21 protein-coding genes and 1 riboswitch are annotated in these 26102 nt (G+C 72.6%); of the genes, 10 read left to right on the top strand and 11 right to left on the bottom strand.

Annotation, left to right across the window (positions count from 1 at the left end):
• Nucleotides 1–39: 39 nt before the first annotated feature.
• Nucleotides 40–2340 carry a phosphoketolase family protein gene (locus ACVCAG_RS11560; RefSeq protein ID WP_447189822.1) on the bottom strand — a complete coding sequence of 767 codons (2301 nt, stop codon included), beginning with the start codon at nucleotides 2338–2340 and terminating at the stop codon, nucleotides 40–42.
• A 207-nt stretch (nucleotides 2341–2547) separates the two neighbouring features.
• On the opposite strand from ACVCAG_RS11560, the gene ACVCAG_RS11555 reads away from it, so the two are divergent.
• The 3 genes from ACVCAG_RS11555 (at nucleotide 2548) to ACVCAG_RS11545 (ending at nucleotide 5716) form a co-directional block, all read left to right on the top strand.
• On the top strand, nucleotides 2548–3351 hold the full coding sequence (locus ACVCAG_RS11555) for a fumarylacetoacetate hydrolase family protein (RefSeq protein WP_447189821.1): 804 nt from the start codon (nucleotides 2548–2550) through the stop codon (nucleotides 3349–3351).
• Between the two features lie 69 nt (nucleotides 3352–3420).
• Nucleotides 3421–4500, top strand: coding sequence for a DUF3500 domain-containing protein (locus tag ACVCAG_RS11550; RefSeq protein ID WP_447189820.1), 1080 nt, complete (start codon nucleotides 3421–3423; stop codon nucleotides 4498–4500).
• A gap of 28 nt (nucleotides 4501–4528) precedes the next feature.
• Entirely contained in the window at nucleotides 4529–5716 is a 1188-nt protein-coding gene (locus tag ACVCAG_RS11545) for an FAD-dependent monooxygenase (protein WP_447189819.1), read from the top strand.
• Here the strand turns inward: ACVCAG_RS11545 and ACVCAG_RS11540 are convergent.
• The 8 genes from ACVCAG_RS11540 to ACVCAG_RS11505 all read right to left on the bottom strand — a co-directional run bounded on the left by ACVCAG_RS11540 (nucleotide 5680) and on the right by ACVCAG_RS11505 (nucleotide 12404).
• The gene (locus tag ACVCAG_RS11540) at nucleotides 5680–5940 is read right to left on the bottom strand and encodes a DUF5999 family protein (protein WP_447189818.1); all 261 of its coding nucleotides are present in this window, start codon (nucleotides 5938–5940) and stop codon (nucleotides 5680–5682) included. The two genes, ACVCAG_RS11545 and ACVCAG_RS11540, sit on opposite strands and share 37 nt — an antisense overlap.
• Nucleotides 5941–6094: 154 nt before the next feature.
• The gene (locus ACVCAG_RS11535) at nucleotides 6095–7081 is read right to left on the bottom strand and encodes an ABC transporter permease subunit (RefSeq protein ID WP_440083322.1); all 987 of its coding nucleotides are present in this window, start codon (nucleotides 7079–7081) and stop codon (nucleotides 6095–6097) included.
• A complete protein-coding gene (locus tag ACVCAG_RS11530; RefSeq protein WP_440083321.1) occupies nucleotides 7078–8037 on the bottom strand; it encodes an ABC transporter permease subunit in 960 nt (319 codons plus the stop codon). Before ACVCAG_RS11530 ends, ACVCAG_RS11535 begins: the two co-directional genes overlap by 4 nt.
• On the bottom strand, nucleotides 8034–9587 hold the full coding sequence (locus ACVCAG_RS11525) for an ATP-binding cassette domain-containing protein (RefSeq protein ID WP_440083320.1): 1554 nt from the start codon (nucleotides 9585–9587) through the stop codon (nucleotides 8034–8036). The genes ACVCAG_RS11530 and ACVCAG_RS11525 overlap by 4 nt, the downstream gene beginning before the upstream one ends.
• Nucleotides 9588–9736: 149 nt before the next feature.
• The gene (locus ACVCAG_RS11520; protein ID WP_447189817.1) at nucleotides 9737–10816 is read right to left on the bottom strand and encodes an ABC transporter substrate-binding protein; all 1080 of its coding nucleotides are present in this window, start codon (nucleotides 10814–10816) and stop codon (nucleotides 9737–9739) included.
• Between the two features lie 157 nt (nucleotides 10817–10973).
• Complete coding sequence (locus ACVCAG_RS11515; protein ID WP_350976185.1) at nucleotides 10974–11741, bottom strand: DeoR/GlpR family DNA-binding transcription regulator; 768 nt, start codon at nucleotides 11739–11741, stop codon at nucleotides 10974–10976.
• A 130-nt stretch (nucleotides 11742–11871) separates the two neighbouring features.
• On the bottom strand, nucleotides 11872–12207 hold the full coding sequence (locus ACVCAG_RS11510) for a metalloregulator ArsR/SmtB family transcription factor (protein ID WP_440083318.1): 336 nt from the start codon (nucleotides 12205–12207) through the stop codon (nucleotides 11872–11874).
• A gap of 2 nt (nucleotides 12208–12209) precedes the next feature.
• Entirely contained in the window at nucleotides 12210–12404 is a 195-nt protein-coding gene (locus ACVCAG_RS11505; RefSeq protein WP_362695007.1) for a hypothetical protein, read from the bottom strand.
• Between the two features lie 295 nt (nucleotides 12405–12699).
• Between ACVCAG_RS11505 and ACVCAG_RS11500 the strand changes: the two genes are divergently transcribed.
• Nucleotides 12700–12867 (top strand): DUF3073 domain-containing protein, encoded by a 168-nt coding sequence (locus ACVCAG_RS11500; protein ID WP_344743362.1) that lies wholly within the window; start codon nucleotides 12700–12702, stop codon nucleotides 12865–12867.
• Between the two features lie 559 nt (nucleotides 12868–13426).
• Complete coding sequence (speB, locus tag ACVCAG_RS11495) at nucleotides 13427–14491, top strand: agmatinase (protein ID WP_440083317.1); 1065 nt, start codon at nucleotides 13427–13429, stop codon at nucleotides 14489–14491.
• Between the two features lie 43 nt (nucleotides 14492–14534).
• Here speB and ACVCAG_RS11490 read toward each other — a convergent pair whose 3' ends face one another.
• Nucleotides 14535–14984: a hypothetical protein gene (locus ACVCAG_RS11490; protein ID WP_447189816.1), complete on the bottom strand. Its 450-nt coding sequence runs from the start codon at nucleotides 14982–14984 to the stop codon at nucleotides 14535–14537.
• 451 nt (nucleotides 14985–15435) lie between these two features.
• Here ACVCAG_RS11490 and ACVCAG_RS11485 point away from each other — a divergent pair, with 451 nt between their 5' ends.
• From ACVCAG_RS11485 to ACVCAG_RS11475, 3 genes are all read left to right on the top strand, one after another.
• Nucleotides 15436–16491, top strand: a complete 1056-nt coding sequence (locus ACVCAG_RS11485) for a CHAP domain-containing protein (RefSeq protein ID WP_440083316.1) — start codon at nucleotides 15436–15438, stop codon at nucleotides 16489–16491.
• A 138-nt stretch (nucleotides 16492–16629) separates the two neighbouring features.
• Nucleotides 16630–17595, top strand: a complete 966-nt coding sequence (locus ACVCAG_RS11480) for a siderophore-interacting protein (protein ID WP_447189815.1) — start codon at nucleotides 16630–16632, stop codon at nucleotides 17593–17595.
• Between the two features lie 237 nt (nucleotides 17596–17832).
• Nucleotides 17833–19671 carry a glycoside hydrolase family 15 protein gene (locus ACVCAG_RS11475; protein ID WP_440083314.1) on the top strand — a complete coding sequence of 613 codons (1839 nt, stop codon included), beginning with the start codon at nucleotides 17833–17835 and terminating at the stop codon, nucleotides 19669–19671.
• A 73-nt stretch (nucleotides 19672–19744) separates the two neighbouring features.
• Here the strand turns inward: ACVCAG_RS11475 and cobN are convergent, their stop codons facing one another.
• Complete coding sequence (gene cobN / locus ACVCAG_RS11470) at nucleotides 19745–23440, bottom strand: cobaltochelatase subunit CobN (RefSeq protein ID WP_447189814.1); 3696 nt, start codon at nucleotides 23438–23440, stop codon at nucleotides 19745–19747.
• A gap of 190 nt (nucleotides 23441–23630) precedes the next feature.
• A riboswitch (cobalamin riboswitch) is annotated at nucleotides 23631–23803 on the bottom strand.
• A gap of 46 nt (nucleotides 23804–23849) precedes the next feature.
• On the opposite strand from cobN, the gene ACVCAG_RS11465 reads away from it, so the two are divergent.
• On the top strand, nucleotides 23850–25460 hold the full coding sequence (locus ACVCAG_RS11465; protein WP_440083312.1) for a precorrin-3B synthase: 1611 nt from the start codon (nucleotides 23850–23852) through the stop codon (nucleotides 25458–25460).
• Nucleotides 25457–26083 carry a precorrin-8X methylmutase gene (locus ACVCAG_RS11460; RefSeq protein WP_440083311.1) on the top strand — a complete coding sequence of 209 codons (627 nt, stop codon included), beginning with the start codon at nucleotides 25457–25459 and terminating at the stop codon, nucleotides 26081–26083. Before ACVCAG_RS11465 ends, ACVCAG_RS11460 begins: the two co-directional genes overlap by 4 nt.
• The last annotated feature ends 19 nt before the right edge of the window (nucleotides 26084–26102 follow it).

Here is a 26102-nt window from a genome sequence, read left to right as displayed (position 1 = left end):
TCGGGGCAGGGGTCAGGGGCCCTGATCAGTACGGCCTGATCAGTACGGCCAGGCCCAGTCGCGGATCTCTGCCGGGTCCTCGCCGTGCTCGCGGGTGTGGGCGCGGGCGCGCAGGCGGGCGTCGGCCATGTGCTGGCGCAGGTGCGCCGAGCGCCCGGCCAGCCCGGGGACCCGGTCGACGACGTCCATCACCAGGTGGTAGCGGTCGATGTCGTTGAGCATGGCCATGTCGAACGGCGTGGTGGTGGTGCCCTCCTCCTTGTAGCCGCGCACGTGGATGTTGGCGTGGCCGTTGCGGCGGTAGGTCAGGCGGTGGATCAGCCACGGGTAGCCGTGGAAGTTGAAGATGACCGGCCGGTCGGCGGTGAACAGGGTGTCGAACTCGGCGTCGGACATGCCGTGCGGGTGCTCGGAGGACTGTTGCAGCCGCATCAGGTCCACCACGTTGACCACCCGGACCCGCAGCTCGGGCAGATGCTCGCGCAGCAGGGCGGCGGCCGCCAGCGTCTCCAGGGTGGGCACGTCCCCCGCGCACGCCAGCACCACGTCCGGCTCGGTCCCGGCGTCGGTGCTGGCCCACTCCAGCACGCCCAGCCCCCGCGTGCAGTGCGCGATCGCCTCGTCCATGGTGAACAGGTCCAGCACCGGTTGCTTGCCGGCCACGATCACGTTGACGTAGTCGCGGGAGCGCAGGCAGTGGTCGGCCGTCGACAGCAGCGTGTTGGCGTCCGGCGGCAGGTACACCCGCACCACGGAGGCCTTCTTGTTCATCACCACGTCCAGGAAGCCGGGATCCTGGTGGGAGAAGCCGTTGTGGTCCTGGCGCCACACGTGCGAGGACAGCAGATAGTTCAGCGAGGCGACCGGCCTGCGCCAGGGGATCTTCTGGGAGGACTCCAGCCACTTGGCGTGCTGGTTGAACATCGCGTCGATGATGTGGATGAACGCCTCGTAGCAGTTGAACAGGCCGTGCCGCCCGGTCAGCAGGTAGCCCTCCAGCCAGCCCTGGCACAGGTGCTCGCTGAGCACCTCCATCACCCGGCCACCCGCCCCCAGGTGCTCATCGGTCTGCAGCACCTCGGCGTTCCAGGCCCGGTCGGTGACCTCGAAGACCGCCTGCAGCCGGTTGGAGGCCGTCTCGTCGGGACCCATCAGCCGGAAGGTCCGCGGGTTGGCGGCGATGACGTCGCGCAGGAAGGCGCCCAGCACCCGGGTGGGCTCGCTGGTGGCGGTGGCGGGCGACTTGATCTCGACCGCGTGCTCGCGGAAGTCGCCCAGCGCCAGCGGCCGCAGCAGCTCGCCGCCGTTGGCGTGCGGGTTGGCGCTCATCCGCAGAGACCCCTCGGGCACCGTCCCCACCACCTCGGCCACCGGCCGCCCCTCGGCGTCGAACAGCTCTTCCGGCCGGTAGGAGCGCATCCACTCCTCCAGCATCGCCAGGTGCTCGGGGTTGTCGCGCACCCTCGACAGCGGCACCTGATGCGAGCGCCAGGTGCCCTCCACCGGCAGGCCGTCGACCTCGCGCGGCCCGGTCCACCCCTTCGGCGTCCGCAGAATGATCATCGGCGGCCGGCCGCCCTCGGCGATCTGGTCGAACACCGTCTCCAGGGTCTCGGCCATGGCCTGGTGCACGGCCTCGGGCTCGTCCCCGGACACGAGATGCGGGCGGTATCCGTAGCCCTCCATGAGCTTGACCAGCTCGGCCTCGGGGATGCGGGCCAGCACGGTCGGATTGGCGATCTTGTAGCCGTTCAGGTGCAGGATCGGCAGCACCGCGCCGTCGCGGCCCGGCGCGTGGAACTTGTTGCTGTGCCAGCTGGCCGCCAGCGGCCCGGTCTCGGCCTCCCCGTCACCGATGACACACGCCACCACCAGGTCCGGGTTGTCGAACGCGGCCCCGTAGGCGTGGGCCAGGGAGTATCCGAGCTCGCCGCCCTCGTGGATCGAGCCGGGCGTCTCGGGCGCCACGTGGCTGGGGATGCCACCGGGAAAGGAGAACTGCCGGAACAACCGCCGCATCCCCTCGGCGTCCCGGGAGATGTCGGGATAGCGCTCGGTGTAGGAACCCTCCAGCCAGGCGTGCGCCACCGCCGCCGGGCCGCCGTGCCCGGGACCGGCGATGTAGATCATGTCCTGAGAGCGTTCGGCGATGATCCGGTTCAGGTGGGCGAAGCAGAGGTTCAGCCCCGGCGTGGTCCCCCAGTGCCCCAGCAGCCGGGGTTTGATGTGCTCCGGTCTCAGCGGCTCGGCCAGCAGCGGGTTGTCCAGCAGGTAGATCTGGCCGACCGACAGGTAGTTGGCCGCGCGCCAGTAGGCGTCGACGTGCGCGAGTGCGTCCATACATCGACAGTTCCTCAATTGAGGCGTTCAAACCCCGTACGGCGAACTCCCCCTACCGCATTGGGGTGAAATGTACGAAGATCTCCGGATGAGTCTAGAGTGACGTATGGGTGCGCTCGAGGCTGCTGTGGTTCCCGTCACCGGGAACATCGGGAGTGAACGATGAGGTTTGTCGGTTTTCGGGATGGGCGCCAGGTCCGGGTGGGCGTGCTGACTGGTGGAGACCGGGTGGCGCCGCTGGCCGAGGCGGGTGAGTTCTACGAGGACCTGCCCCGCTGGACCGCGAGGGCGCGCGAGCTCGTCGGCGGCGAGCCGGGACCGCACGAGCGGGCGCTGGGCGAGCTGAGCCCGGCCCCGGCGGTGGCCGGTTCCGCGCGGGTGGTGTGCGTCGGGCTGAACTACCGGGCGCACGCCGCCGAGGGCGGTTTCCCGATTCCGGAGACACCGGCGATCTTCGGGCGGTGGACGGCGTCGCTCGCGGTCGACGGGACGCCGGTCCCGGTGCCGCCGGACGAGGCCGGCCTGGACTGGGAGGTCGAGCTGGCCGCGGTGGTCGGCGCGGAGCTGCGGTGCGTGGACGAGGAGACCGCGCTGGCGGGGGTGTTCGGCTACGCGACCTTCAACGACCTGAGCGCCCGCCGGGCGCAGCGGCTGACCGCGCAGTGGACGCTCGGCAAGAACTCCGACCACAGCGGGCCGATCGGGCCGGTGGTCACCGCCGACGAGGTGGGCGACCCGGCCGGCGGGCTCCGGCTGGTGACCCGGGTCAACGGCGAGGTCGTCCAGGACGGCGACACCAAGGACATGATCTTCCCGGTCGGGCGGGTGCTGGCGCACCTGAGCCGGACCATGACGCTGCGCCCCGGCGACCTGGTGGCGACCGGCACCCCCGCCGGGGTGGGGCACGCGCGCACCCCGGCGCGCTTCCTGCGGCCCGGGGACGTGGTCGAGGTGGAGATCGACCGGCTGGGGTCGGTGCGCAACCCGATCGTGGCCTGGCCGGAGAGCTGACCGATGTCGCAAACCTCGCATTTCAGCCACTCCCCTCATGGACAAGGCGCCCACCCCCCAGCGGGGCGGGTGCCGCGCTCGGGGCTGGAGGAGCGCCCGGGAGACTTCAACGTCACCCTGATCACCTTCGCCGCGATGGCGCTGTACGACGCCCTGGACGGCGAGCAGCGGGCCCGCGCGCTGCTGCCCTTCGACGACGCCGACCGCTCGAACTGGAACTTCCTGCCCGCCTCCGGACGCGCCGGGGTGCCGCTGCGGGACCTGAGCTTCGACCAGGGCATCCTGGCGCACCGGCTGATCGCCCAGTGCTGCTCGGAGCGGGCGTACGCGCAGGTGGTGCAGGTGATCTCGCTGGAGCACGTGCTGCGCGAGCTGAACCTGGAGCGGTTCGGGCACGTGGCCAGGGAGTTCCGCAACCCGGGGATGTACTTCCTGACGTTCTTCGGGCAGCCCAACCCCGACTCGGTGTGGGGATGGCGGCTGGTCGGCCACCACCTGTCGCTGAACTTCACGGTCGTCAACCAGGACCACCTGGCGGTGACGCCGTTCCTGCTGGGCTCGGAGCCGGCCCGCTTCGGCCCGTACCGGGTGCTGGGCGAGGAGGAGGACCTGGGGTTCGCGCTGCTGCGCTCCCTGGACGACGGGCGGCGGGCGCGGGCGATCATCCACCCGGTCCCCCCGGCGGACTTCGTCACCCGCACGGTGCCGAGGATCGGCGAGGTGGAGCTGCCCGACCTGCACGGGGTCGGCCGCCGGGACGCGATGATCACCGAGGCCGACCGGCAGGCCCTGCGCTACATCAGGTCGCACCCGCGCGGGATCGCCGCCGCCGACCTGACCTCCCGGCAGCGGCGCGCGTTCGACGAGCTGCTGGAGTGCTACCTCGACCGGGCCAGGCCCGGCCAGGTGGCCGCCGAGATGGACCGCGTCCGCGCCGCCGGTGACCTGCACTTCGCCTGGGCCGGCGCCGACGACTACGGGCTCGGCCACTACTACCGGGTCCAGGGCCCGGTCACGTTGATCGAGTTCGACAACACCGAGGACGACGCCGACCACGCCCACAGCGTGTGGCGCGACCCGGCCAACGACTTCGGCGAGGACCTGCTGATGAGACACCTCATCGAGGAGCACCGCGGTACCGCGGGGTGAGACGCCGCCCGAGGAGAGGAATCCCTGAGTGAAGATCGCCATTGTCGGAGGAGGCCTCGGCGGGCTGGCCACCGCGCTGCTGCTGCGCCAGGCCGGCCTCGAGGCCGTCGTGTACGAGCAGGCCGCCGAGCTGCGCGAGGTCGGCGCGGGGATCGTGGTGGGCCCCAACATGGTCCGCCCCCTGGTGCGGGCCGGGCTCGGCGAGCGGCTGGCGTCCTTCGCCGTCCCCCTGGAGACCGCCTGGGAGTTCAGGCGCTGGGAGGACGGCCGGGTGCTGTCCTCCCAGCCGATGGGCGAGGAGTGCCGGCGGCTGTACGGCACCGACTGCTACGTCGCGCACCGGGCCGACCTGCTCGACATGCTGCTGGAGGCGCTGCCCGCGGACGCGGTCAGGACCGACCGGCGGCTGGAGGTGCTGCGGCAGGACCGCGACGAGGCCGAGCTGGTCTTCACCGACACCCGGGGTGTGAAGACGACGGTCGTCGCCGACGTGGTGATCGGCGCGGACGGCATCCACTCGGCCGTCCGGCCCGCGATCGTCGACGAGGAGCCGCCGCGCTTCTCCGGGCTGTGCGCCTACCGGTGCCTGGTCGACGCCGAGCGGGCGCCGGAGCTGGCGCTGCGCCGGGTGCAGACGCTCTGGCTGGGTCCCGGCCGCCACTTCGTCCATTACCCCATCAGGGACAGAAAGCTGGTCAACATCGTCGCGATCGTGCCCGCGGGCGAGTGGCGCGTCGAGTCGTGGACGGCCGACGGGCGGCTCGAGGACCTGGCGCGCGAGTTCGAGACCTGGGACCCCCGGCTGGGACGGCTGATCGCCGCGGCCACCGAGACCAAGCGCTGGGCGCTGTACGACCGTGCCCCCCTGGAGCGCTGGACGTCGGGGCGGGTGGCCCTGCTGGGTGACGCCGCCCACTCGATGCTGCCCTTCTTCGGCCAGGGCGCCGCCCAGGCGGTCGAGGACGCGGTGGTCCTCACGAGCTGCCTGCGCGACGCCACCGGCGACACGGCGGCGAAGGCGCTGGTCCGCTACGAGGAGATCCGCCGGCCCCGGGCCTCACGGGTGCAGCTGATGAGCCGGGGCCGCGAGGTGCAGAACCACCTTCCCGACGGGCCCGCCCAGCTGGAGCGCGACGCGGCCCTGGCCGGCAGCGACCCGCTCCGGCAGAGCGCCTGGCTCTACGGCCACGACCCCGAGACCGCCATCGTGGGCTGAGCGGCGGGCCGGACTGCGGGCTGGACGGCGGGCCGGGAGGACGCGACGGGCGGGCGGTGCGGCGGGACGGCCCGGCCGTCGGGCAGCAGCTCGCCGGTGTCCTCGAAGAGCACCACCCCGTTGCAGAGCAGGCTCCAGCCCTGCTCGGGGTGGGAGGCGATCGGTGTCGCGGCCTCCCTGCCGGGAGCGTAGGCCGGGGGGCATGGGGTTTCGTGCCGGCACATGGCGTACCTCACTGGTCTGCGCTGGTCTGCGCTGGTCTGCCTCGTGACGGCGGTCCGCCGTCGTCTTCCCGCAGGATGCGCCTGCGGGGACGTCCTGTCCCGGTACAAATCCGCACAGGGGCCCGTGCTCGGGAAGCGCGCGTCCCGCCGGTCCTCACTCGGTCTTGCGCACCCCTCCCAGGAACCGGTGGGCGATCACCACGAGGGCGAGGAAGAGCCCGCTGACCACCTGCTGGAAGGAGGCGTTCAGGTTGCCGACCTGGTTGATCAGGTTCTGGATCACGCCGAGCAGCAGCGCCCCGGCGATCGTGCCGCCGAGCGCCCCGGCTCCCCCGGTGAGCAGCGTGCCGCCGATGACGACGGCGGCGATCACGTCGAGTTCCAGCCCGATGCCGAGGATCGTCACCCCCGACGACAGCCGGGCCGCGTTGAGCGCCCCGGCCAGCCCGGCAAGCAGCCCCGACATGAGGTAGACGGCGACCTTGGTGCGGGCCACCGGCACGCCCATGAGGCCGGCGGCGTCCTCGCTGCCGCCGATGGCGTAGACGTTCTGCCCGAAACCGGTGCGCCGCAGCAGGACCATTCCCACGCCCAGCAGGACGGCGGCGACGAACACCGGGTAGCCGACGTTCAGGACGGAGCCCTGGCCGAGCAGAGCGAAGGACGGGTCCTCGACCAGGTAGGTCGCGGCGCCCTCGTCGGAGATGGCCAGCATCAGCCCCCGCGCGCCCAGCAGCCCGGCCAGGGTGACGATGAACGGCGCCATCCCGGTCCTGGCGATGATCAGCCCGTGGACCAGGCCGAACAGCCCGGACACCGCGAGCGGCAGGGCGAGCGCGACGAGGAGCCCGTACTGCGAGCCGTACGCCGCCAGGACGCCGCCGAGCACGAAGAGCGACCCCACCGACAGGTCGATGCCGCCGGAGATGATGACGAAGGTCATGCCGATCGCGATGATCGCCAGGAACGAGGAGGACGTGGCGATGTTGCCGACGTTCGCCACCGTGGCGAAGGAGTCGAAGGCCAGCGAGCCGGCGACCGCGAGCACGGCGAGCACGATCAGCGCGCCGTGCCCGCGGAAGATCCTCCCGGCGCGCTCGCGGGGGGACTCGGTCTCCGCCGGAACCGTGGTGAGGGTCATCGGCGCTCCCTGGCGGCGTAGACGGCGGCGAGAATGATCACGGCCTGGGCCATCTGGGTCCAGGACTGCGGCAGGTTGTGCTTGATCAGTGTGGCCTGGAGCAGCTGCATGAGCAGCGCGCCCATCACGGTCCCCAGCACGCGGACCCGTCCGCCGCTCAGCGGGGTGCCCCCCACCACCACGGCGGTGATGGCCGACAGCTCCATGAACAGGCCCAGCGAGGTGGGGTCGCTGGCCTGCAGGCGGGAGCTGGCGAGGATCCCGGCGATCGCGGCGAGCACGCCGGAGATGACGTAGACCAGCAGCAGGATCCGCCGGACCGGCAGTCCGGCCAGCTCGCTGGCCACCCGGTTGCCGCCGACGGCGACCACCTGGCGGCCGAAGGTGCTCTTGCGGACGACGAACAGCACCAGGAGGGTGAGCGCCACCGCCACCAGCACGACGTACGGCACGCCGAGCACCGACTCGCTGCCCAGGGCGGTGAGCGTGGGGTTGCCGATCTCCTTCAGCTGCGGCAGCAGTACGTTGGCCAGCCCGCGTATCCCGACGAGCAGCGCCAGCGTCGCCACGATCGGCTGCACCCCGACCAGCGAGACGAGCGTGCCGCCGACGCCTCCGACGACCGCCCCCGCGAGGATCGCCATGAGCATCGCGGGCCAGGCGCCGTAGCCGAGGTAGAGGGCGATCATCGACGCCGACAGCGCCATGACGGAGCCGACCGACAGGTCGATGCCCTCGGCGCCGATGACCAGGGCCATGCCCAGGGAGACCACGACGACGGGGGCGACCTGCAGGAGCTGGGTGCGGAAGTTGCCGGCCGCCAGGAAGTTGGGGGTGAAGGCGGCGTTGAACAGCACCAGGACGACGACGGCGACGTAGACGCCGTACCGCTGCAGCCACGACAGCAGCGCCGCCCTGCCGGGCAGCGGGCCGGGGGTGACCGTCACGGCCTTCATCGGGGGACCTCCACCGGCCGGGCGATCATGGACATGATCGCCTCCTCGCTCACCTCGGTGCCGTGCAGCTCGCCCTGGACGGCACCGTCGCGCAGCACCACGACCCGGTCGCAGCCCTCGACGATCTCCTCCAGGTCGGAGGAGATGAGCAGGACGGCCAGGCCGTCCACGGCCAGCTCGTCGATGAGCATCTGCACCTCGGCCTTGGCGCCGACGTCGACGCCACGGGTGGGCTCGTCCAGCAGCAGCACCTTGGGGCTCATCGCGAGCCAGCGGGCCAGCAGCACCTTCTGCTGGTTGCCGCCGGACAGCTCGCCGACCGGCTGGCCGGGCCCGGCGGCCTTGATCCGCAGCCGTTTCATGAAGGTCTCCACGATCCTGTCGACCCGGCGGTCGGAGACGATGCCCGCCCGCGAGAGCCGGGGCAGCGCGGCCAGCGCGATGTTCTCCCGCACCGACAGGGTCGGCACGATCCCCTCGGCCTTGCGGTCCTCGGGCAGCAGGCTGATCCCGGCGCGGATCGCCGCGGAGACCGAGCCGGTGCGCAGCGGTACGCCCGCCACGACGACCTCCCCGGAATCCACCCTGAGGGCACCCGCGATCGCCTTGGCGGTCTCGCTGCGCCCGGCGCCGAGCAGGCCGCCCAGGCCGACGACCTCGCCGGGCCGCAGCGCCAGGGAGACGCCGTCGAGCCGGTGCCTGCGGGTGAGGCCGGTCGCGGTGAGCACCGGCGGGTCCTGCTCGTCCTGCCCGCCCTGCCCGCCCTGGGAGTGGGAGCCGCTGAACTTGGTGGCGCCCTCGGCCCGCACCTCCGACAGCTTGCGCCCAAGCATGAGCGAGACCAGGCGCAGGCGCTCCAGCTCGGCCATCCTGCCGGTGTGGACCAGCCTGCCGTCGCGCAGCACGGTGACCCGGTCGCAGATCCGGTAGAGCTCGTCCAGCCGGTGGCTGACGTAGATCACCGAGCGGCCCTGGTCGCGCAGCCCCCTGATCACCTCGAAGAGCCTGCCGACCTCGCGCGGCTCCAGCGAGGAGGTGGGCTCGTCCATGATGACGACCCGGGCGTCGACGGAGACGGCGCGGGCCAGGGCGACCATCTGCTGGGTGCCCATGCCCAGGGAGCCGAGGGGGCGGCGGACGTCGACGTGGACGCCGTACCCCTTGAGGATCTCCCTGGCCTGCTCGTGCACGGCGCCGAAGTCGATGAGCCGGAAGCGGCCCCTGGGCTCGCGCCCGAGGAACAGGTTGCGCGCCACGCTCATGGAGGGGACCAGGTTGACCTCCTGGTAGATCGTGGAGATGCCGGCCCGCTGCGCGTCGAGCGGGCTCGAGAAGCTCACCACCTCGTCGCGGTACCTCACCTGGCCCGCGTCGGCCTGGTAGACCCCGGTCAGCACTTTGATCAACGTTGACTTGCCCGCGCCGTTCTCTCCCACCAGGGCGTGCACCTCGCCCCTGCCGAGGGTGAACGACACGTGGTCCAGCGCGCGGACGCCGGGAAAGACCTTCAGCACCCCGGCGGCTTCCAGGACTCGGCCGGTCGTGGCCACAGGGCTCCTCTCCTCAGATCTCCTCGATCCGCCCGGGGGCCGGGGGCGGCGCCCCGGGAGGATTCGATGATCGGGTTCAACGGTCGGATCCGGTCACCGGGACCCGGGGTCCGGATCCGGCGACCGGGGTCCGGCACCGGGTCCGGTGATCAGTAGGCCTCGGAGAGGGAGCTCTCCGCGTTGGCCTTGTCGTACTCGCGGTCGGAGATGATGACCTTCTCGGGGATGGCCTGGCCGTCGAGGAACTTCTGGGCGGTCTCGAAGGCCAGGGCGCCGAAGCGGGGGTTGGACTCGACCACGCCGACCAGCCAGCCGTCGGCGATGGCCTGGACCGCGCCGCGGGTGCCGTCGATGGAGACGATCTGGACGTCGCCCGCCTTCTTGCCCGCGCCCTTGAGCGCCGTGACCGCGCCCAGCGCCATCTCGTCGTTCTCGGCGTAGACGCCGTCGATGTCGGGGTTGGACTGGATGAGCTGCTCGGTGACCTGCTGGCCCTTCTCGCGGGCGAACTCGCCGGTCTGCTCGAAGGTGATCTCGATGTCGGGAGCCACCTCCTTGATCCGGTCCTTGAAGCCGCTGGTCCGCTCGGTGGTGACGTTGTTGCCCGGCGCGCCGAGCAGGATGGCCACCTCGCCCTTGTTGCCGAGCGCCTTGGCCATCTGGTCGGCGGCGCGCTTGCCCTGCTCGACGAAGTCGGAGCCGATGAAGGTCAGGTAGTCCGTGCAGGGAGCGGCGTTGATCTTGCGGTCGATCGTGATGATCGGCACCTTCTTGGCCGCGGCCTGCTGCAGGACCGGCTCCCAGCCGTCGGAGTTGAGCGGGGCGATCACCAGCAGCCGCGCGCCCTGGGCGATGAGCTGCTGGACGTCGCTGATCTGCTTGGAGAACTGCGACTGCGCGTTGGTGACCTTGAGGTTGGCGATGCCGAGCCTGGCGGCCTCATCCTTGATCGACTTCGTCTCGGCGATCCGGAAGGGGTTGGCCTCCTTCTCCGACTGGGAGAAGCCGACGACGGCGGTCTTGAGGTCGAACTTCTGGGCACCGAAGGCGTCGATGGTGCACCCGGCGCCCGCGTCGGCGGCCGGCGTCCGGACGACCTGGCCGCCCTGGGTGCTCGAACCGCTCGGCGCGGCGGCGGTCTCCTCTCCCTTCGCGCAACCTGACGCGACGAGGGCGGCGGCGGCCAGCAGCGCGGCGACTCTTTCCGGACGACTCGTGAGCAGGGTCATGGTGCCCTCCCGGACAGGACGATGGAACGTCGATGCGCTCGATGTTCATCCGGCCAGGAAACAAAATCGTAAAGAAATGGACATCACTGGGTCACGATTGATCGCATTCGATCAGATTCGGTCACCAGACTGTCGGAACCATGGCCTTTCCCGATCGTCAGATCCGGGCGACGTGGATCCGCACCCCCCGCCCCGTCAGGTCGTCCAGCACCTCCCTGGGCGCCTCGTCGTCGGTGATCAGATGGGTGATCTCCTCGGTCGGCACGGTCTGCACCATCGTGTCGACCCCGACCTTGGTGTGGTCGATCAGCACGACCACCTCCTCGGCCGCCGCCGCCAGGGCCCGGTCGACGCTCGCGACCTGCATGTTGGGCGTGGACAGGCCCCGCTCCGCGGTCAGCCCGTTGCCCGAGATGAAGGCCCTGCGCACCCGCAGGCCGGCCAGGGAGCGCTCGGCGGCGCTGCCGACCAGGGCGTGGATGGAGCCGCGCAGGGTGCCGCCGGTCATGACCACCTCGACCCGGGGCGAGTCGGTGAGCGCCTGCGCGACCAGCAGGGAGTTGGTCACCACGGCCAGCTCCGTCACCCGGGCCAGGCGCCGGGCGAAGTCCTGGGTGGTGGTGCCGGCGCCGACCACGATCGCGTCGCCGTCCTCGACCAGGGAGACCGCGAGATCGGCGATGGCCCGCTTCTCCGCGGCCGCCGTCTGCATCTTCTGCGAGTACGTCGGCTCGCGCGACAGCTCGCCGGGGAGCGTGGCACCGCCGTGGTGCCGGTTGAGCAGGCCCTCGGCCTCCAGGGCGCGCAGGTCGCGCCGGACCGTCACCTCCGACGACTGAACCGACTGGGCCAGATCCCGGAGGGAGACCGCGCCGTTGGCGCGTACCAGCTCAAGGATGCGCTGACGGCGCTCCGCGGCGAACACGGGACGACGATACTCCGCCTGCCCCGAACTCTCTCCCCCACTTTTCACGACCGACCCCGTCCGCTCCGAATCATGTGATCTGAGCCGATCATAATCGGTCGTCGAGTGACAGGCCGGGCCGCCGAAACCGCTAGCCGCGAGCCTCGGCGCGCAGCTCGGCGAGCAGCTCACCCTGCTCGGCGAGCACCTCGGCCAGGATCGACCGCGCCACGGCCATCAGCTCGGCCAGGTCCTGGGTGGACAGGGCGTAGACGACGGTGGCGCCGTCCCTGGTGGCGGTCACGACTCCCGCGCGGCGCAGCACGGCGAGTTGCTGGGAGAGGTTGGAGGCCTCGACGTCGATGGCGCTCAGGAGATCCCGCACCGGCAGGGGGCCGTCCCGCAGCAGCTCCAGCACCTGGACGCGGACCGGATGGCCGATGGTGCGGAAGAGTTCGGCCTTGGCCTGGTGCAGCGGCACCGGCATGATCACACAGCTCCGGCGACGGGCCCGCCACCGGCGTACCGCACGTCGACGCCGTGCCGGTCGGCGATGCGCAGCAGGTTCTCCAGCCGCCCGGACAGGACCTCGACCGCGTGATCGTCGAAGGCCTGGCGCATGAGCTCCAGCTCGCCGTCGACATCGGCGATGCGCGCCCGTAGCTCCGCCGCGAACTCGCTCATGTCCCCCACCTCCCGTGGATCAGGCCACTCCCCGGCGTCTGGTTTATCGGCACACCGTTCCTCATGATGTGGCAAATTGCATAATTCTTCAAATCGTAATGACGTTGGCTATGATGGCGAAGGCCGTTTTCCAACAGGGCCCGCAGCCGGTTCGAGCCCGATCGATGACGGATCGACCGCGAAGCGGGATACTTGGTACGGCTACCGCAGACTGACCTGCGGCGTCAGAGCGCGCCAGCCGGCGATGCGACAGTGACGAGAGGCCGAGCACGGCCTGCGCGAGGGAGTACAGCCAATGGGACGGGGCCGAGCCAAGGCTAAGCAGACGAAGGTTGCTCGCGAGCTGAAGTACAGCAGCCACAGCATGGACATCGACCGGTTGCGTAAGGAGCTCGGCGCCGGCGACGATCCCGCGCCGGAGAGCGAGGCCGACGACCCCACCGGTGAGCCGACCGGCAGATGACGTCGCGGGCGGGCCACGGACCCCGGTCGGCCGCCGTGGCGCCGGCGGAGCCCGGCTCCGTGACCTCGCGTGAGCCCGCGTGGTCTCGCGGCCCCGGTCGCGTGGCCTCCCCGCGAGGCTCCTCCATCGGCGCGCCGGCCGGCCGGCGCGCCGATGGGCCGGCGAACGCCCGTGGCGGCGTCCGCCGCGCGAGGGCGAATTCCACGCAACATCCGGCAACATCATTGAGGCACCCGCCCAGGGCTGCTTACCGTCACGGTTGTGCGTACCGCAGTGCGGCGGTCACGCACCCCCGGTCAGCGCGTCGACGGAGAGCTCTGGCGGGTCCCACTCATCCCACGGTGACCGGCTACCCTTCCCCCGCCGGGCATCGGGATCTGCCAGTTCACACGCCGTGGCCCCGGGACGAATCGCCGGATCGCGCGAGGTCGTGCCTCGCGCGGGCGGAAAGTCTCCCCGGGCCACGGCCACCACTCACCCCGTCGGGTCCCCGCGAGGCGTGCCCGGCGGCGACGGGCCGCGGGCGCTCGCGGAGCGGCGCCTTCCCGCCGGAGGAACGGTGACGAGCCGCTACGGACCCCAGTTCGGGCCCGACATCACCTTCCTCGGCGTCGAGCGGTGCTCGCTGGACGATCCCGCGAGTCACGCGGGCGCCGACATCGTGATCGTGGGAGCGCCGTTCGACGGCGGCACCTCGCACCGGCCGGGCGCGCGCTTCGGGCCGCAGGCGATCAGGATGACCGACTACCTGCCGCACGACGGGGCGCGTCCCAGCCTGGCGCTGCGCACCGACGGGCTGCGCGACCTGCGCGTCCTGGACGCGGGCGACGTCGAGATGCCGCCCGGCGACATCCTGGCGTCGCTGGCCGCCCTGGAGGCCGCCGTCGAGAAGATCGCCCGCTCCGGAGCCGTTCCGGTGATCCTGGGCGGTGACCACTCGATCGCCTTCCCCGACGCCAAGGGGGTGGCCAACGTCCTCGGCCACGGCCGGATCTCGATGATCCACTTCGATGCCCACGCGGACACCGGCGACATCGAGTTCGGCTCGCTGTGGGGGCACGGGCAGCCGATGCGCAGGCTCATCGAGTCGGGGGCGCTGCGCGGCGACCGGTTCCTGCAGATCGGCCTGCGCGGCTACTGGCCGCCGCCGGAGACGCTGGACTGGATGGCGGAACGGGCGATGCGCTCGTACGAGATGACCGAGATCACGCACCGCGGCCTGCAGGAGTGCCTGACCGAGGCCTTCGCCATCGCCGTCGACGAGTGCGACGGCGTCTTCCTGTCCGTCGACATCGACGTGTGCGACCCGGGCCACGCGCCGGGCACCGGGACGCCGGAACCCGGCGGCCTCACCGCGCGCCAGCTCCTGGACTCCGTACGGCGCGTCTGCCTGGAGCTGCCGGTCGTCGGGATCGACGTCGTGGAGGTCAGCCCGCCCTACGACCACGCCGACATCACCGCCGCGCTGGCCAACCGCGTGGTGCTGGAGGCGTTGAGCGCCATCGCCCGGCGGCGGCGCGACGCCCGGGACGGGACCGCCTGGAACCCGCTGCTGCCGCTGCTCGCCGAGCGTCCGGACCGCGCGGCGGGCCCACTCGACCGGCACGACCGGCCGGACCGCTGAGGCGCCCGCCGGACGCCCGCCTCTCCCGCGGTCGCCGCGGGTTCTAACGGGTTCTCGGGCGGTTTCCCCACTTGGGCTTGCGGAAGAGGTCACGGCGCTCCAGCAGGTAGACGAGCTTCGCGGCCGCGGTCCTGACGGCCTCCTCGTGGCGGTGGCGCTTCTGCGGGACGACGGCGCTCCAGCGTTCGAGCAGGAGGGCGATCTCCTCGGCGAGCTCGCCGATCACCCGGTAGCGGGTGCTGAAGGCGTAGAGGTCTCCGTGCACCTCGTTCACCAGTTCCTCGTCGACCCGATGGGCGAGCGGCCTGACCCTGCGGAGGATCCCCGCCTCCATCGCCGGGGTGACCGGCGCCCGCCGGGCGTCGCCCTCGGGCACCATGATGAGGGCCCGGACCCGCGCGACGGCCAGGGTGCGCTCGGCCTGCGAGGTCGCGGGGTGCTCGGCGAGGTCCAGGAGGCGGCGGAGGGTCTCCTGCGTCTTGTCGTCGAACATGGAAAACCCGTTCCGCCTTCGTGTCCCCGTTTCTCGCCGGACCGGGAGGGAGGGCCTCGGCGTCGGCACCGGCGCATGCCGCGCACGTGCCATCACATGCTATTCGACCCGATGGGCAGGGACGCGTACCGGTGTGACCCGTGAGCGCGGGGTGAATTGGGATATGCCCGGTGCGCACGAACGGCCCCGGCGCTCCCGGGCCGCTCACCCGCGCGCACCGGGACCGGAGCGGGACTCCGGAGTCGGCGGCCGGCACGGATGGGCAGTCGATGGTAGGTGCTGTGAGGGCGCCTTTCCCGCCTTTCGCCGAATCCGGTATTCGACAGCCGTCCTCCTTGGCTTTTTAAGCAAATAGCCTCACTTTTCCGTTTTTCTGCGAATACAGTCCAGCTTTGTCGGACGGCGCCCCCTTCTCCGAAGGGGAGGAGAGTGGACGGGGTGGCTCACAGCCATGGATCCGATCGGTGACGATCTGCTCAGGACCATCAAGCCCGAACTCGGGTACCGGGAGGGATCCGGCCAGTACAGCAAGTTCGGTGAGTGGTACGCGGTCAACGTGGCCCAGGACCCGCAGTACAGGACGGCCCCCTGGTGCGCGATGTTCATCGCCTGGGCGGCGGAGAAGGCGGGCGTGCAGGAGTACGTGGGGCAGTTCGCCTGGACCCCGTCGCAGGCGCGCTGGTTCGAGACCAACGACGCGTGGACCCGGACTCCGGAGCCGGGCGCCCTGGTCTTCTTCGACTGGTCCGGCGGCAAGGACATCAAGGGGATCGACCATGTCGGCGTCGTCGAGAGCGTGAACGGTGGAACGATCCACACCATCGAGGGAAACGTCGACCGGATCTGGCTGAAGCGCAAGACGCGCGACCAGAGCAAGGTCGTCGGATACGGGCTGCCGCGCAAGGTGAAGGAGAAACTGACGGGCGCCGCCTCCGGGGAGGACGCCACGGCCCCGCAGGCCGCCGGGCGGATCGAGATCCGCCCGGCACTCGCCCCGGGCTCCGCTCCCCCGGCGGACGTGCCGGGAACGCTTCCCGTCTCCATGGAGACCGCCGTGATCGTCGGGGTGCTGACCTTCGTCCTCGGCACGACGTTCGTCCTGTCCCGGCTGCGCCCCCGCGTCTCGGCGGGACGGCACCGCAGGAGAGGCGCGCGGCGGGAACGGGCGGACCTGTGGACCGGCGTGACGTGTCCGGCCGAGGAGACGCTCCTGCGCGCGGAGACGCCGCCGGCATGGAAGGCGCTCCCGCACACCGTGGCGCTCCATCCGGGCGGGCAGAGCCGGCAGGGCCGGGCGGACACCGCGCCCCGGGGCCGCGAGACGCTCCGCGTGAGCAGGCCGAGCTGGGCGTGCGAGCCGTACCGCACGGGTCTTCCGAAGCGGGCCGACGGCGCCGGGATCCCGGGCCGTACCGGCACGCGGCCCGCCCCCGGGCCGGACCTCGACGGGAAGGCGCGGCGCGGCGCGCGGGAGACGCGCGAGGGCGAGGAGGCCCGCGCCGCGTGACCGTACGGGCGGAAGCCACGCGACCGTACGAGCAAAATCACACAAGACCAGGACAGAACGGAGATCGCACCAGGTTGCCGAATAAGGTTAGGCAAAGCTAAGTTGCTGGGGACGGCATTTCCCAGCGAAGGCGGCACGATGACAGCGGGCAGCGAGCAGACCCTGGAGCGCGCGGCGGAGGTTCCGGCCTATCGCGGCCATCAGGTGGAGGTCGTGCGGACGGCGCGGCTCAGCCCGAACTTCGTCCGGGTCACCTTCGGCGGCGAGGACCTGGCGGGCTTCGCCGACAAGGGCTTCGACCAGCGGATCAAGGTCATCCTCCCGCTGCCGGACGGCAGCATCACCCCGCTGGGCGACGGAGACGACTGGTACCAGCGGTGGCGGGCGCTCCCCGACGAGCTGCGCAACCCGATCCGCACCTACACCGCGCGAGCCGTGCGGCCCGAGCTGCGCGAGCTCGACGTCGACTTCGTCCTGCACGGTGAGAGCGGCCCCGCCTCCCGGTGGGCGACCCGCGTCACCCCGGGCGACCGGGTCGTGGTGGTCGGTCCCAACGCCGCCTGCTCCGGCCCCGTCGGCGGCCAGGAGTGGGCCCCGCCCGCCGGGGCGTCGCACCTGCTGCTGGCCGGGGACGAGACGGCCGTGCCCGCCATCGCCGCGATCGTCGAGTCGCTCTCCGGCTCCGTGCGCGCCACCGCGCTGCTGGAGGTCCCCGAGGCCGCCGACGCGCTCCCGCTGGACGTCCGTCCCGGCGTGCAGGTCGTCTGGCTGCCCCGCGAGGGGGCCCGCCACGGCGACCTGCTCATCCCGGCCGTACGCGAGACCCTGAGCGCGCTCACCGCGCCGGGCGGCGCCCTCACCGGCGAGCCCGCCTCCCCCGCCGGTCCCGGCGCCGCGAACCCGCTGGAGGACGTCGACGTCGACGAGGGGATCCTCTGGGAGGTCCCCGAGGCCTCGAAGGGCGACGGCCTGTACGCCTGGCTGGCGGGCGAGGCGGGCGTGGTCAAGCTGCTCCGCCGCCACCTGGTGCAGGAGGCCGGGATCGACCGCGCCTCGGTGGCCTTCATGGGCTACTGGCGGCTGGGACGCTCGGAGAGCGCCTGAGCCGCGGCTCCCGGCCCGGAGACGACACCCGCGCCCGGTGACGACCCCGGGCCGCGAGTCGCCGGAAGTCACAGCCCGGATTCGCACTCGCGCCCGGTGACGCGGCCGTCGTCGGGCGGCCTTTGCCGTCGGCGGCGGGAAACGTGCCGACTCCTTGACGCGGGACGGAACCGGGCAGGTGTCCGGGGCACGTAGCTTGAGGGCGTAATGCCCGGCTCGCGACGTGAGAAGGCCGACATGACAGCAGCGGAATCCGCTCGTCAGGACCCGGCGGACGCCCCCGGATACCGGCCCATCGCCGACCACGGGCTGATCGGCGACCTGCACACCGCGGCGCTGGTGGACACCGGCGGCACCATCGTCTGGTACTGCTGCCCGCGCTTCGACGCGCCCAGCGTGTTCGGCTCGATCCTGGACGCCGGCCGGGGCGGATCGTTCGAGCTGGGCACGGCCACCCCGGCCAGGACCAAGCAGTTCTACTTCCCCGACACCAACGTGCTGATCACCCGCTTCTCCGCGGCCGACGGAGTGGGCGAGATCCAGGACTTCATGCCGATCGTCGGCGACACGCGCGACGGCGCCCGGCACCGGCTGATCCGGCGGGTGAAGTGCGTCCGCGGGTCGCTGCCGTTCCGGGCGCGGGTGGCGCCGCGGTTCGACTACGGCAGGCAGTCCCACACCCTGAGCATGCACCGGGGCCGGGCGCTCTTCGAGTCGCCGTCGCTGTCCCTGGCCCTGTCGTCCAGCACCACCCTGGAGGTGGACGGCCAGGACGTGCGGTCGGAGTTCAAGCTCAACGAGGGCGAGTGCGCGGTGTTCGCCCTCGACAGGTTCGGCGACGACGTGGCGCTGCGCGCGTGCCCGACCGAGGAGGCCGAGGAGGAGTTCGCCGCGACCGTGGCGTACTGGCGCCGCTGGCTGTCCTCCTCGAGGTACCGGGGCCGGTGGCGGGAGATGGTCCACCGGTCCGCGCTGACGCTGAAGCTCCTCACGTACGCGCCGACCGGCGGGATCGTGGCCGCCGTGACGACCAGCCTGCCCGAGCAGCTCGGCGGGGAGCGCAACTGGGACTACCGCTACGTCTGGATCCGCGACTCGGCGTTCTGCGTGTACGCGCTGCTGCGGCTGGGCTTCGGCGAGGAGGCCGAGGCGTTCATGGGATTCCTGTCCCGGCACGTCAGCCGCGACGGCGACGGCCCCTCGGGCCCGCTGCAGATCATGTACGGCATCGACGGGCGCACCGAGCTGCCCGAGATCGAGCTGCCCCACCTCGAGGGCTACCAGGGCTCGGCCCCGGTGCGCGTCGGGAACGCCGCCGTGGACCAGCTGCAGCTGGACATCTACGGCGCCCTCCTCGACTCCGTCTACCTCTACGACAAGTGGCACCAGCCGATCTCCAGCGCCCTCTGGGACGACGTCCACATCCTGGTGGACTGGGTCTGCGACAACTGGGACCGGCCCGACGAGGGCGTGTGGGAGACGCGCGGCGGACGCAAGGACTTCGTCTACTCGCGGCTGATGTGCTGGGTGGCCATCGAACGGGCCATGCGGATGGCCGCCCACCGTGGGCTGCCCGCCGACACGCCGCGCTGGCAGCTGGCCCGCGACGCGATCTACCGGCAGATCATGCGGCGCGGCTGGTCGGAGGAGCTGCGGGCGTTCGTCCAGCACTTCGACGACGACGTCCTGGACGCCTCGGTGCTGATGATGCCGATGGCGAAGTTCATCTCCCCCATCGACCCGAAGTGGCTGTCGACCCTCGACGCGCTCGGCGCGAACCTGGTGTCCGACTCGCTGGTCTACCGCTACGACCCCGCGGTCAGCCCGGACGGGTTGCGCGGCGAGGACGGCACCTTCTCGATCTGCTCGTTCTGGTACGTCGAGGGGCTCACCCGCGCCGGGCGCCTGGACGAGGCCCGGCTGGCGTTCGAGAAGATGCTCACGTACGCCAACCACCTCGGCCTGTACGCCGAGGAGATCGGGCAGACCGGCGAGCAGCTCGGCAACTTCCCGCAGGCCTTCACCCACCTGGCGCTGATCAGCGCCGCGTTCAACCTCGACCACGCCCTGGGCTGAACGCCCGTCCGGGCGCGTGCCCCGCGCGGCCCCGCCGCGAGGGCGGGCCGCGCGGGGCCGGTGAGTCCGTGGGTCAGGCGCCGCCCTCCAGGTCTCCCTCGGACTTGAGGTAGACCTCCTGGAGGTCGCGCAGGATGGCGGGGTCGGGGTGCTCCCACATGCCCCGGCCGGCCGCCTCCAGCAACCGCTCGGCGATCCCGTGCAGCGCCCACGGGTTGGACCGGGCCATGAACGCCTGGTTCTCCGGGTCCAGCACGTAGGTCGCGGCCAGCTTGTCGTACATCCAGTCGGCGACGACGCCGGTGGTGGCGTCGTAGCCGAACAGGTAGTCGACGGTGGCGGCCAGCTCGAAGGCGCCCTTGTAGCCGTGCCTGCGCATCGCGGCCAGCCAGCGGGGGTTGACCACCCTGGCGCGGAAGATCCTGGACGTCTCCTCGGAGAGCGTCCTGGTGCGGACCGCGTCCGGCCTGGTGCTGTCGCCGATGTAGGCGGCCGGGGCCTTGCCGGTGAGCGCCCGGACGGTGGCGATCATGCCTCCGTGGTACTGGAAGTAGTCGTCGGAGTCGGCGATGTCGTGCTCGCGGGTGTCGACGTTCTTGGCCGCCACGGCGATCCTGCGGTAGGCCGTCTCCATGTCCCGCCTGGCGGGAACGCCGTCGACGCCCCGGCCGTAGGCGAAGCCGCCCCAGACCGCGTACACCTCGGCCAGGTCGGCGTCGTCGCGCCAGTTGCGGCTGTCGATCAGCGGCAGCAGCCCGGCCCCGTAGGCCCCCGGCCGGGAGCCGAAGATCCGCATGGTGGCCCTGCGCTCGTCGCCGTGCTCGGCCTGGTCGGCGAGCACGTGCGCCCGCACGTAGTTGAGCTCCTCGGGCTCCTCCAGCCCGGCCGCCAGCCGTACGGCGTCGTCCAGCATCGCCACGACGTGCGGGAAGGCGTCGCGGAAGAAGCCGCTGATCCTGATGGTGACGTCCACGCGCGGGCGGCCCAGCTCGGTGGCCGGGATCGGCTCCAGGCCGGTGACGCGGCGCGAGGCCTCGTCCCAGACCGGCCGCACGCCGAGCAGCGCCAGCACCTCGGCGACGTCGTCCCCGGCGGTGCGCATGGCACTCGTGCCCCAGACCGACAGCCCGACCGAGCGCGGCCAGTCACCGGTGTCGGCGCGGTAGCGCTCCAGCAGGGAGTCGGCCATCGCCTGGCCGGTCTCCCACGCCAGCCTGCTCGGCACCGCCTTGGGATCGACCGAGTAGAAGTTGCGGCCGGTGGGGAGCACGTTGATCAGCCCGCGCAGCGGCGACCCGCTCGGCCCGGCCGGGACGTAACCGCCGTCGAGGGCGTGCAGGATCGCGTCGATCTCGTCGGTGGTACGCGCCAGCCGGGGCACGACCTCGACGGCGGCGAACCGCAGGATCCTCTCCACCGTCCCGGGATCCGCTCCGCGCGCGACGGCCGCTCCCCCGGCGCCGGGCGCGCCGCTCCGGCCGGTCGCGTCGTGCGTGCCGGTCGAACCGGCGCCTCCTGCCGGGGCGTCCGCCCGGCCCAGGACCTCGGCGGTCACCTCCCCCGCCGCCGACGGGTCCCAGCCGCGGTGCTCCATGGCCTCGACCAGGGCGCGGGCCAGGGTCTCGGCCTCGTCGACGCCGATCCGTCCGGCGCTGCCGTCCTCGGCCAGGCCGAGGGCCTCGCGCAGCCCGACGAGCGCCTCGCCGCCCGCCCACATCTGCCGGGCGCGGAGCATGGCCAGCACCAGGTCGACGCGCGGCCGCCCCTCGGGGGCGGCCCCGAGCACGTGCAGGCCGTCGCGGATCTGGACGTCCTTGACCTCGCACAGCCAGCCGTCGATGTGCAGCAGGAAGTCGTCGAACTCGGCGTCGTGCGGGCGGTCGGCGACGCCGAGGTCGTGGTCGAGCCTGGCGGCCTGGATCAGCGTCCAGATCTGGGCGCGGATCGCGGGCAGCTTGGCCGGGTCCATCGCCGCGATGGAGGCGTGCTCGTCGAGGAGCTGCTCCAGCCTGGCCATGTCCCCGTAGCTGTCGGCGCGGGCCATCGGCGGGACGAGGTGGTCGACCAGGGTGGCGTGCGCGCGGCGCTTGGCCTGGGTGCCCTCGCCGGGGTCGTTGACGAGGAACGGGTAGATGAGCGGCAGGTCGCCGAGCGCGGCGTCCGGGCCGCAGGAGGCCGACAGGCCCGCCGACTTGCCGGGCAGCCACTCCAGGTTGCCGTGCTTGCCCACGTGGACCACGGCGTGCGCGCCGAAGCCGTCGGCCAGCCAGCGGTAGGCGGCCAGGTAGTGGTGGCTGGGCGGCAGGTCGGGGTCGTGGTAGATCGCGATGGGGTTCTCGCCGAAGCCGCGCGGCGGCTGCACCATGACCACCACGTTGCCGGAGCGCAGCGCGGCCAGCACGATCTCGCCCTCCGGGTCGCGCGACCTGTCCACGAACAGCTCGCCGGGCGCCGGGCCCCAGTGTTCCTCCATCCGGGCGCGCAGGTCCGCCGGGAGGGTGGCGTACCACTCGGCGTACCGGCTCGCCGCGATGCGCACCGGGTTTCCGGCGAGCTGCTCCTCGGTGAGCCAGTCCTGGTCCTGCCCGCCCGCGGCGATCAGCGCGTGGATGAGCGCGTCGCCGTCCTGCCCGGTCACCCCGGGCAGCTCGTCCTCGGCGCCGATGTCGTAACCGCGCCGCGCGAGCGCGGCCAGCAGCCGCACCAGGCTGGCCGGGGTGTCCAGGCCGACGGCGTTGCCGATGCGGGCGTGCTTGGTGGGGTAGGCCGACAGCATCAGCACCAGCCGCCGCTCGGCGGGCGGGATGTGCCGCAGCGCGGCGTGGCGCACCGCGATGCCCGCCACCCGCGAGGCCCGCTCGGGGTCGGCCACGTAGACGGTGAGCCCGTCCTCGTCGATCTCCTTGAAGGAGAACGGCACCGTGATGATCCGCCCGTCGAACTCGGGGATCGCGACCTGGGTGGCGGCGTCCAGCGGGGACAGGCCGTCGTCGTTCTCCTCCCAGGAGGCCCGGCTGCTCGTCAGGCACAGGCCCTGCAGGATCGGCACGTCCAGCTCGGCGAGCGCGCCGACGTCCCAGGCCTCGTCGTCCCCGCCCGCCGACGCGGTCGCCGGGCGGGTCCCGCCCGCGGCGAGCACGGTCACCACCAGGGCGTCCACCGCGCGCAGGACCTCCACCAGGCCGGGCTCGGCGGTGCGCAGGGAGGCGCAGTACACCGGCAGCGCCCGCGCGCCCGCGTCCTCGATCGCCGAGCAGAGCGCCTCGACGAAGGCCGTGTTGCCGGCCACGTGGTGGGCCCGGTAGTAGAGCACTCCGACGACGGGACCGTCCTGGTCGCGCGCCTCGCGCTCCAGCGTCCCCCAGGTGGGGGTGGGCTCGGGCGCGGCGAACCCGTGGCCGGTGAGCAGCAGCGTGTCGGACAGGAAACGGTGCAGCTCGGTCAGGTTGGCCGGGCCGCCGTGGGCGAGGTAGGCGTGCGCCTCGGCGCAGACCCCACCGGGCACCGTGGACAGCTCCATCAGCTCGGCGTCGGGCGCCTGCTCGCCACCGAGCACGACGACGGGCCGGGGGCCGGCGAGCAGGGCGTCCAGCCCCTCCTCCCAGGCGCGGCGCCCGCCCAGCAGGCGTACCACGACCAGGTCGGCGCCCTCCAGCAACGGCGGGAGGTCTGCGGCGGCGAGCCGGGCGGGGTTGCCGAGCCGGTAGCCGGCGCCGCTCGCGCGAGCGCTCAGCAGGTCGGTGTCGGAGGTCGAGAGCAGGAGGATCACGCGCCACACTCCGGGAGAGGAAGGGCGGTACGGCCCAGGGGCGCCACGGCGTGGCGGGGGAACGGCGCCACGATGTGGCGGGGGAACCGTGAGAAGCGCGCGGTGTGGCGGGGGAACGGCGATGCCACGGTGTCGCGGGGGAACGGCGAAGAGCGCACGGAGCTTCCTCCCTCGGGGTCCTCGCCCCGGGTCGTCGTCGGCCGCGACGGCTGGAGTCTCCTGGCTCCCGGATCGGTGCTCACCCCGGCCTTCCCGCCCGTCGTCGGACAGTGGCCCGGGTGGGGTTCGCTCCCCGGTTACAGTGGCGGGACCGCGCCGGATTCACACCGGCTTCCTCCCTTTGCCGTCGCCACCGATGACACTACGGCAGTCCGGTTCGTTGCAAGAAACTGGCGTTAGCATCCTTCGAGTGTCCATTGCCGACTTTTCCGGACGATCGCGACTCGACGCATGTCCCGGTGCGCTTCAGGTCCATGCCGCCGCGGACGGCGGCCTGGCCCGCGTCCGCGTGCCCGGAGGCCGTCTCACCCCCTTCCAGCTGCGCGAACTCGCCGAGGCCGCCGCGGCGTACGGCGGCGGCGTCATCGAGCTGACCTCCCGCGCGAACGTCCAGGTGCGCGGCCTCGGCCCGGAGGATCCGGACAGCGGTACGGGGGACGGGTTCGCCACGCGGATGGCGAGGGCGGGCCTGCTGCCCTCGGCGACGCACGAGCGGATCCGCAACATCCTCGCCTCCCCGCTGACCGGACTGGACGGACCCACCGAGCCGAGCGGGCCGGCCGGGCCGAGCGGGCCGAACAGATCGAGCGGTGCGGACACTCCAGACAGCACGGGTATCTCGGATCGTCCGCACTATCCGCGCGGCGGCGGCATCGCCGACGTCACACCGCTGATCGGCGAGCTGGACCGGCGGTTGTGCGCCCGCCCCGCCCTCGCCGCCCTGCCGGGGCGGTTCATGTTCGCCCTCGACGACGGCCGGGGGGACGTGGCCGGTCTGGGCGCGGACGCCGGGATCCTGCTCACGGGGCCGGACGAGGCCGCGCTGATCCTCGCCGGGACCGACACCGGCCTGCGCGTCCCGCCGGCCGGAGCCGTGACCGCCCTGCTCGCCGCCGCCGAGGCGTTCCTCGACGAGCTGGCCACCCGGGACGTCACCGCCTGGCGGATCGCCGAACTCCCCGGCGGTCCCTCCCTGATCGCCGCCCGCGTGCGAACCGCCCTCGGGGTTCCCGGCACGACACCCTTCGACCCGGTGAGACCGCGGGTCGTGACCCTCGGGCCGGTCGGGGTCCTCGGGAGCACGGACGGGACGAGGAGCGGAACCGGCGCCGGAGGAGGGACGGATCCCGCGAGCGGCACCGGAGACGGGGACGCGCGGGTCGCGCTCGGGGTGGCGATCCCGCTGGGGCGGCTGACCTCCGCGCTGGCACTGCTGCTCGCGGACGCCGCCTCGGGCGGGGAGATCCGGCTCACGCCATGGCGTGGCGTGGTCCTGCCCGGCCTGGACCGCGCCGAGGTCGCGGGCACGGCCGCCCGTCTGGAGGCCGCCGGGCTGGTCGTCGACCCCGCCTCGCCGTGGATCGGCGTGACGGCCTGCACCGGCCGCCCCGGCTGCGCCAAGTCCCTGGCCGACGTCCAGGCCGACGCGGCCGCCGCCATAGCCGTCAGCACAGCCACCGCCGTAGCCGTCGGCACAGCCACCGCCGTAGCCGTCGGCACGACCTCGCCGCCCGCCGTCCCGCCGCCCGCGGTCGCACCACCCCCGGCCGTGCCGCCCGGAAGGGAGCGGTTCGGGAGCGGGCCGTCCGTGGCCCCGCCGTCCGGGAACGGGCCGGGCACCGATACGCTCCCCGTGCACTGGGCGGGCTGCGGCAGGCGCTGCGGCCGTCCGAGGGGGCGGGTCGCGGATGTGGTCGCCACCGGTGACGGCTACCGCCTGGAGCTGGACGGCACCGATCTGACCTGCTCCGGCATCGAGGAGACCGCGGCCGCGCTGGCGGCCGCCAGAGGGGAACTGTGATCGACTACGTCCGCGACGGCGCGGAGATCTACCGCCGCTCCTTCGCCACCATCCGCGCGGAAGCCGACCTGTCCGGCCTGCCCGCCGACGTCGCCCGGGTCGCGGTCCGCATGATCCACGCCTGCGGGATGGTCGACCTGGTGAGCGACCTGCGCTGGTCACCCGGCGTGGTGGCCTCGGCGCGCGAGGCGCTGCGCGCGGGCGCGCCGGTGCTCTGCGACGCCATGATGGTCGCCTCCGGGGTGACCCGGCGGCGCCTGCCCGCGGGCAACGAGGTGATCTGCACCCTCGGCGACCCCCGGGTGCCGGAACTCGCCGCGGAACTGGGCACCACCCGCAGCGCCGCCGCGCTGGAGCTGTGGCGCGACAGGCTCCAGGGCTCGGTGGTCGCGATCGGCAACGCGCCGACCGCGCTGTTCCGGCTGCTGGAGATGGTCGAGGAGGGCGCGGGCCGCCCGGCCGCCGTACTCGGCGTCCCGGTCGGTTTCATCGGTGCCGCCGAGTCCAAGCAGGCCCTCGCCGAGCACCCGGCGAACCTGGAGTACCTGGTCGTGGACGGGCGGCGGGGCGGAAGCGCGATGACCGCCGCCGCGGTCAACGCGATGGCGAGCGAGGAAGAGTGAGCGACGACGTGACCGGACG

It is taken from the genome of Streptosporangium sp. G12 (genome assembly GCF_052983175.1).
Note: the sequence above shows the minus strand (reverse complement) of the source record. Positions and strands in the feature narration are given on the sequence as shown.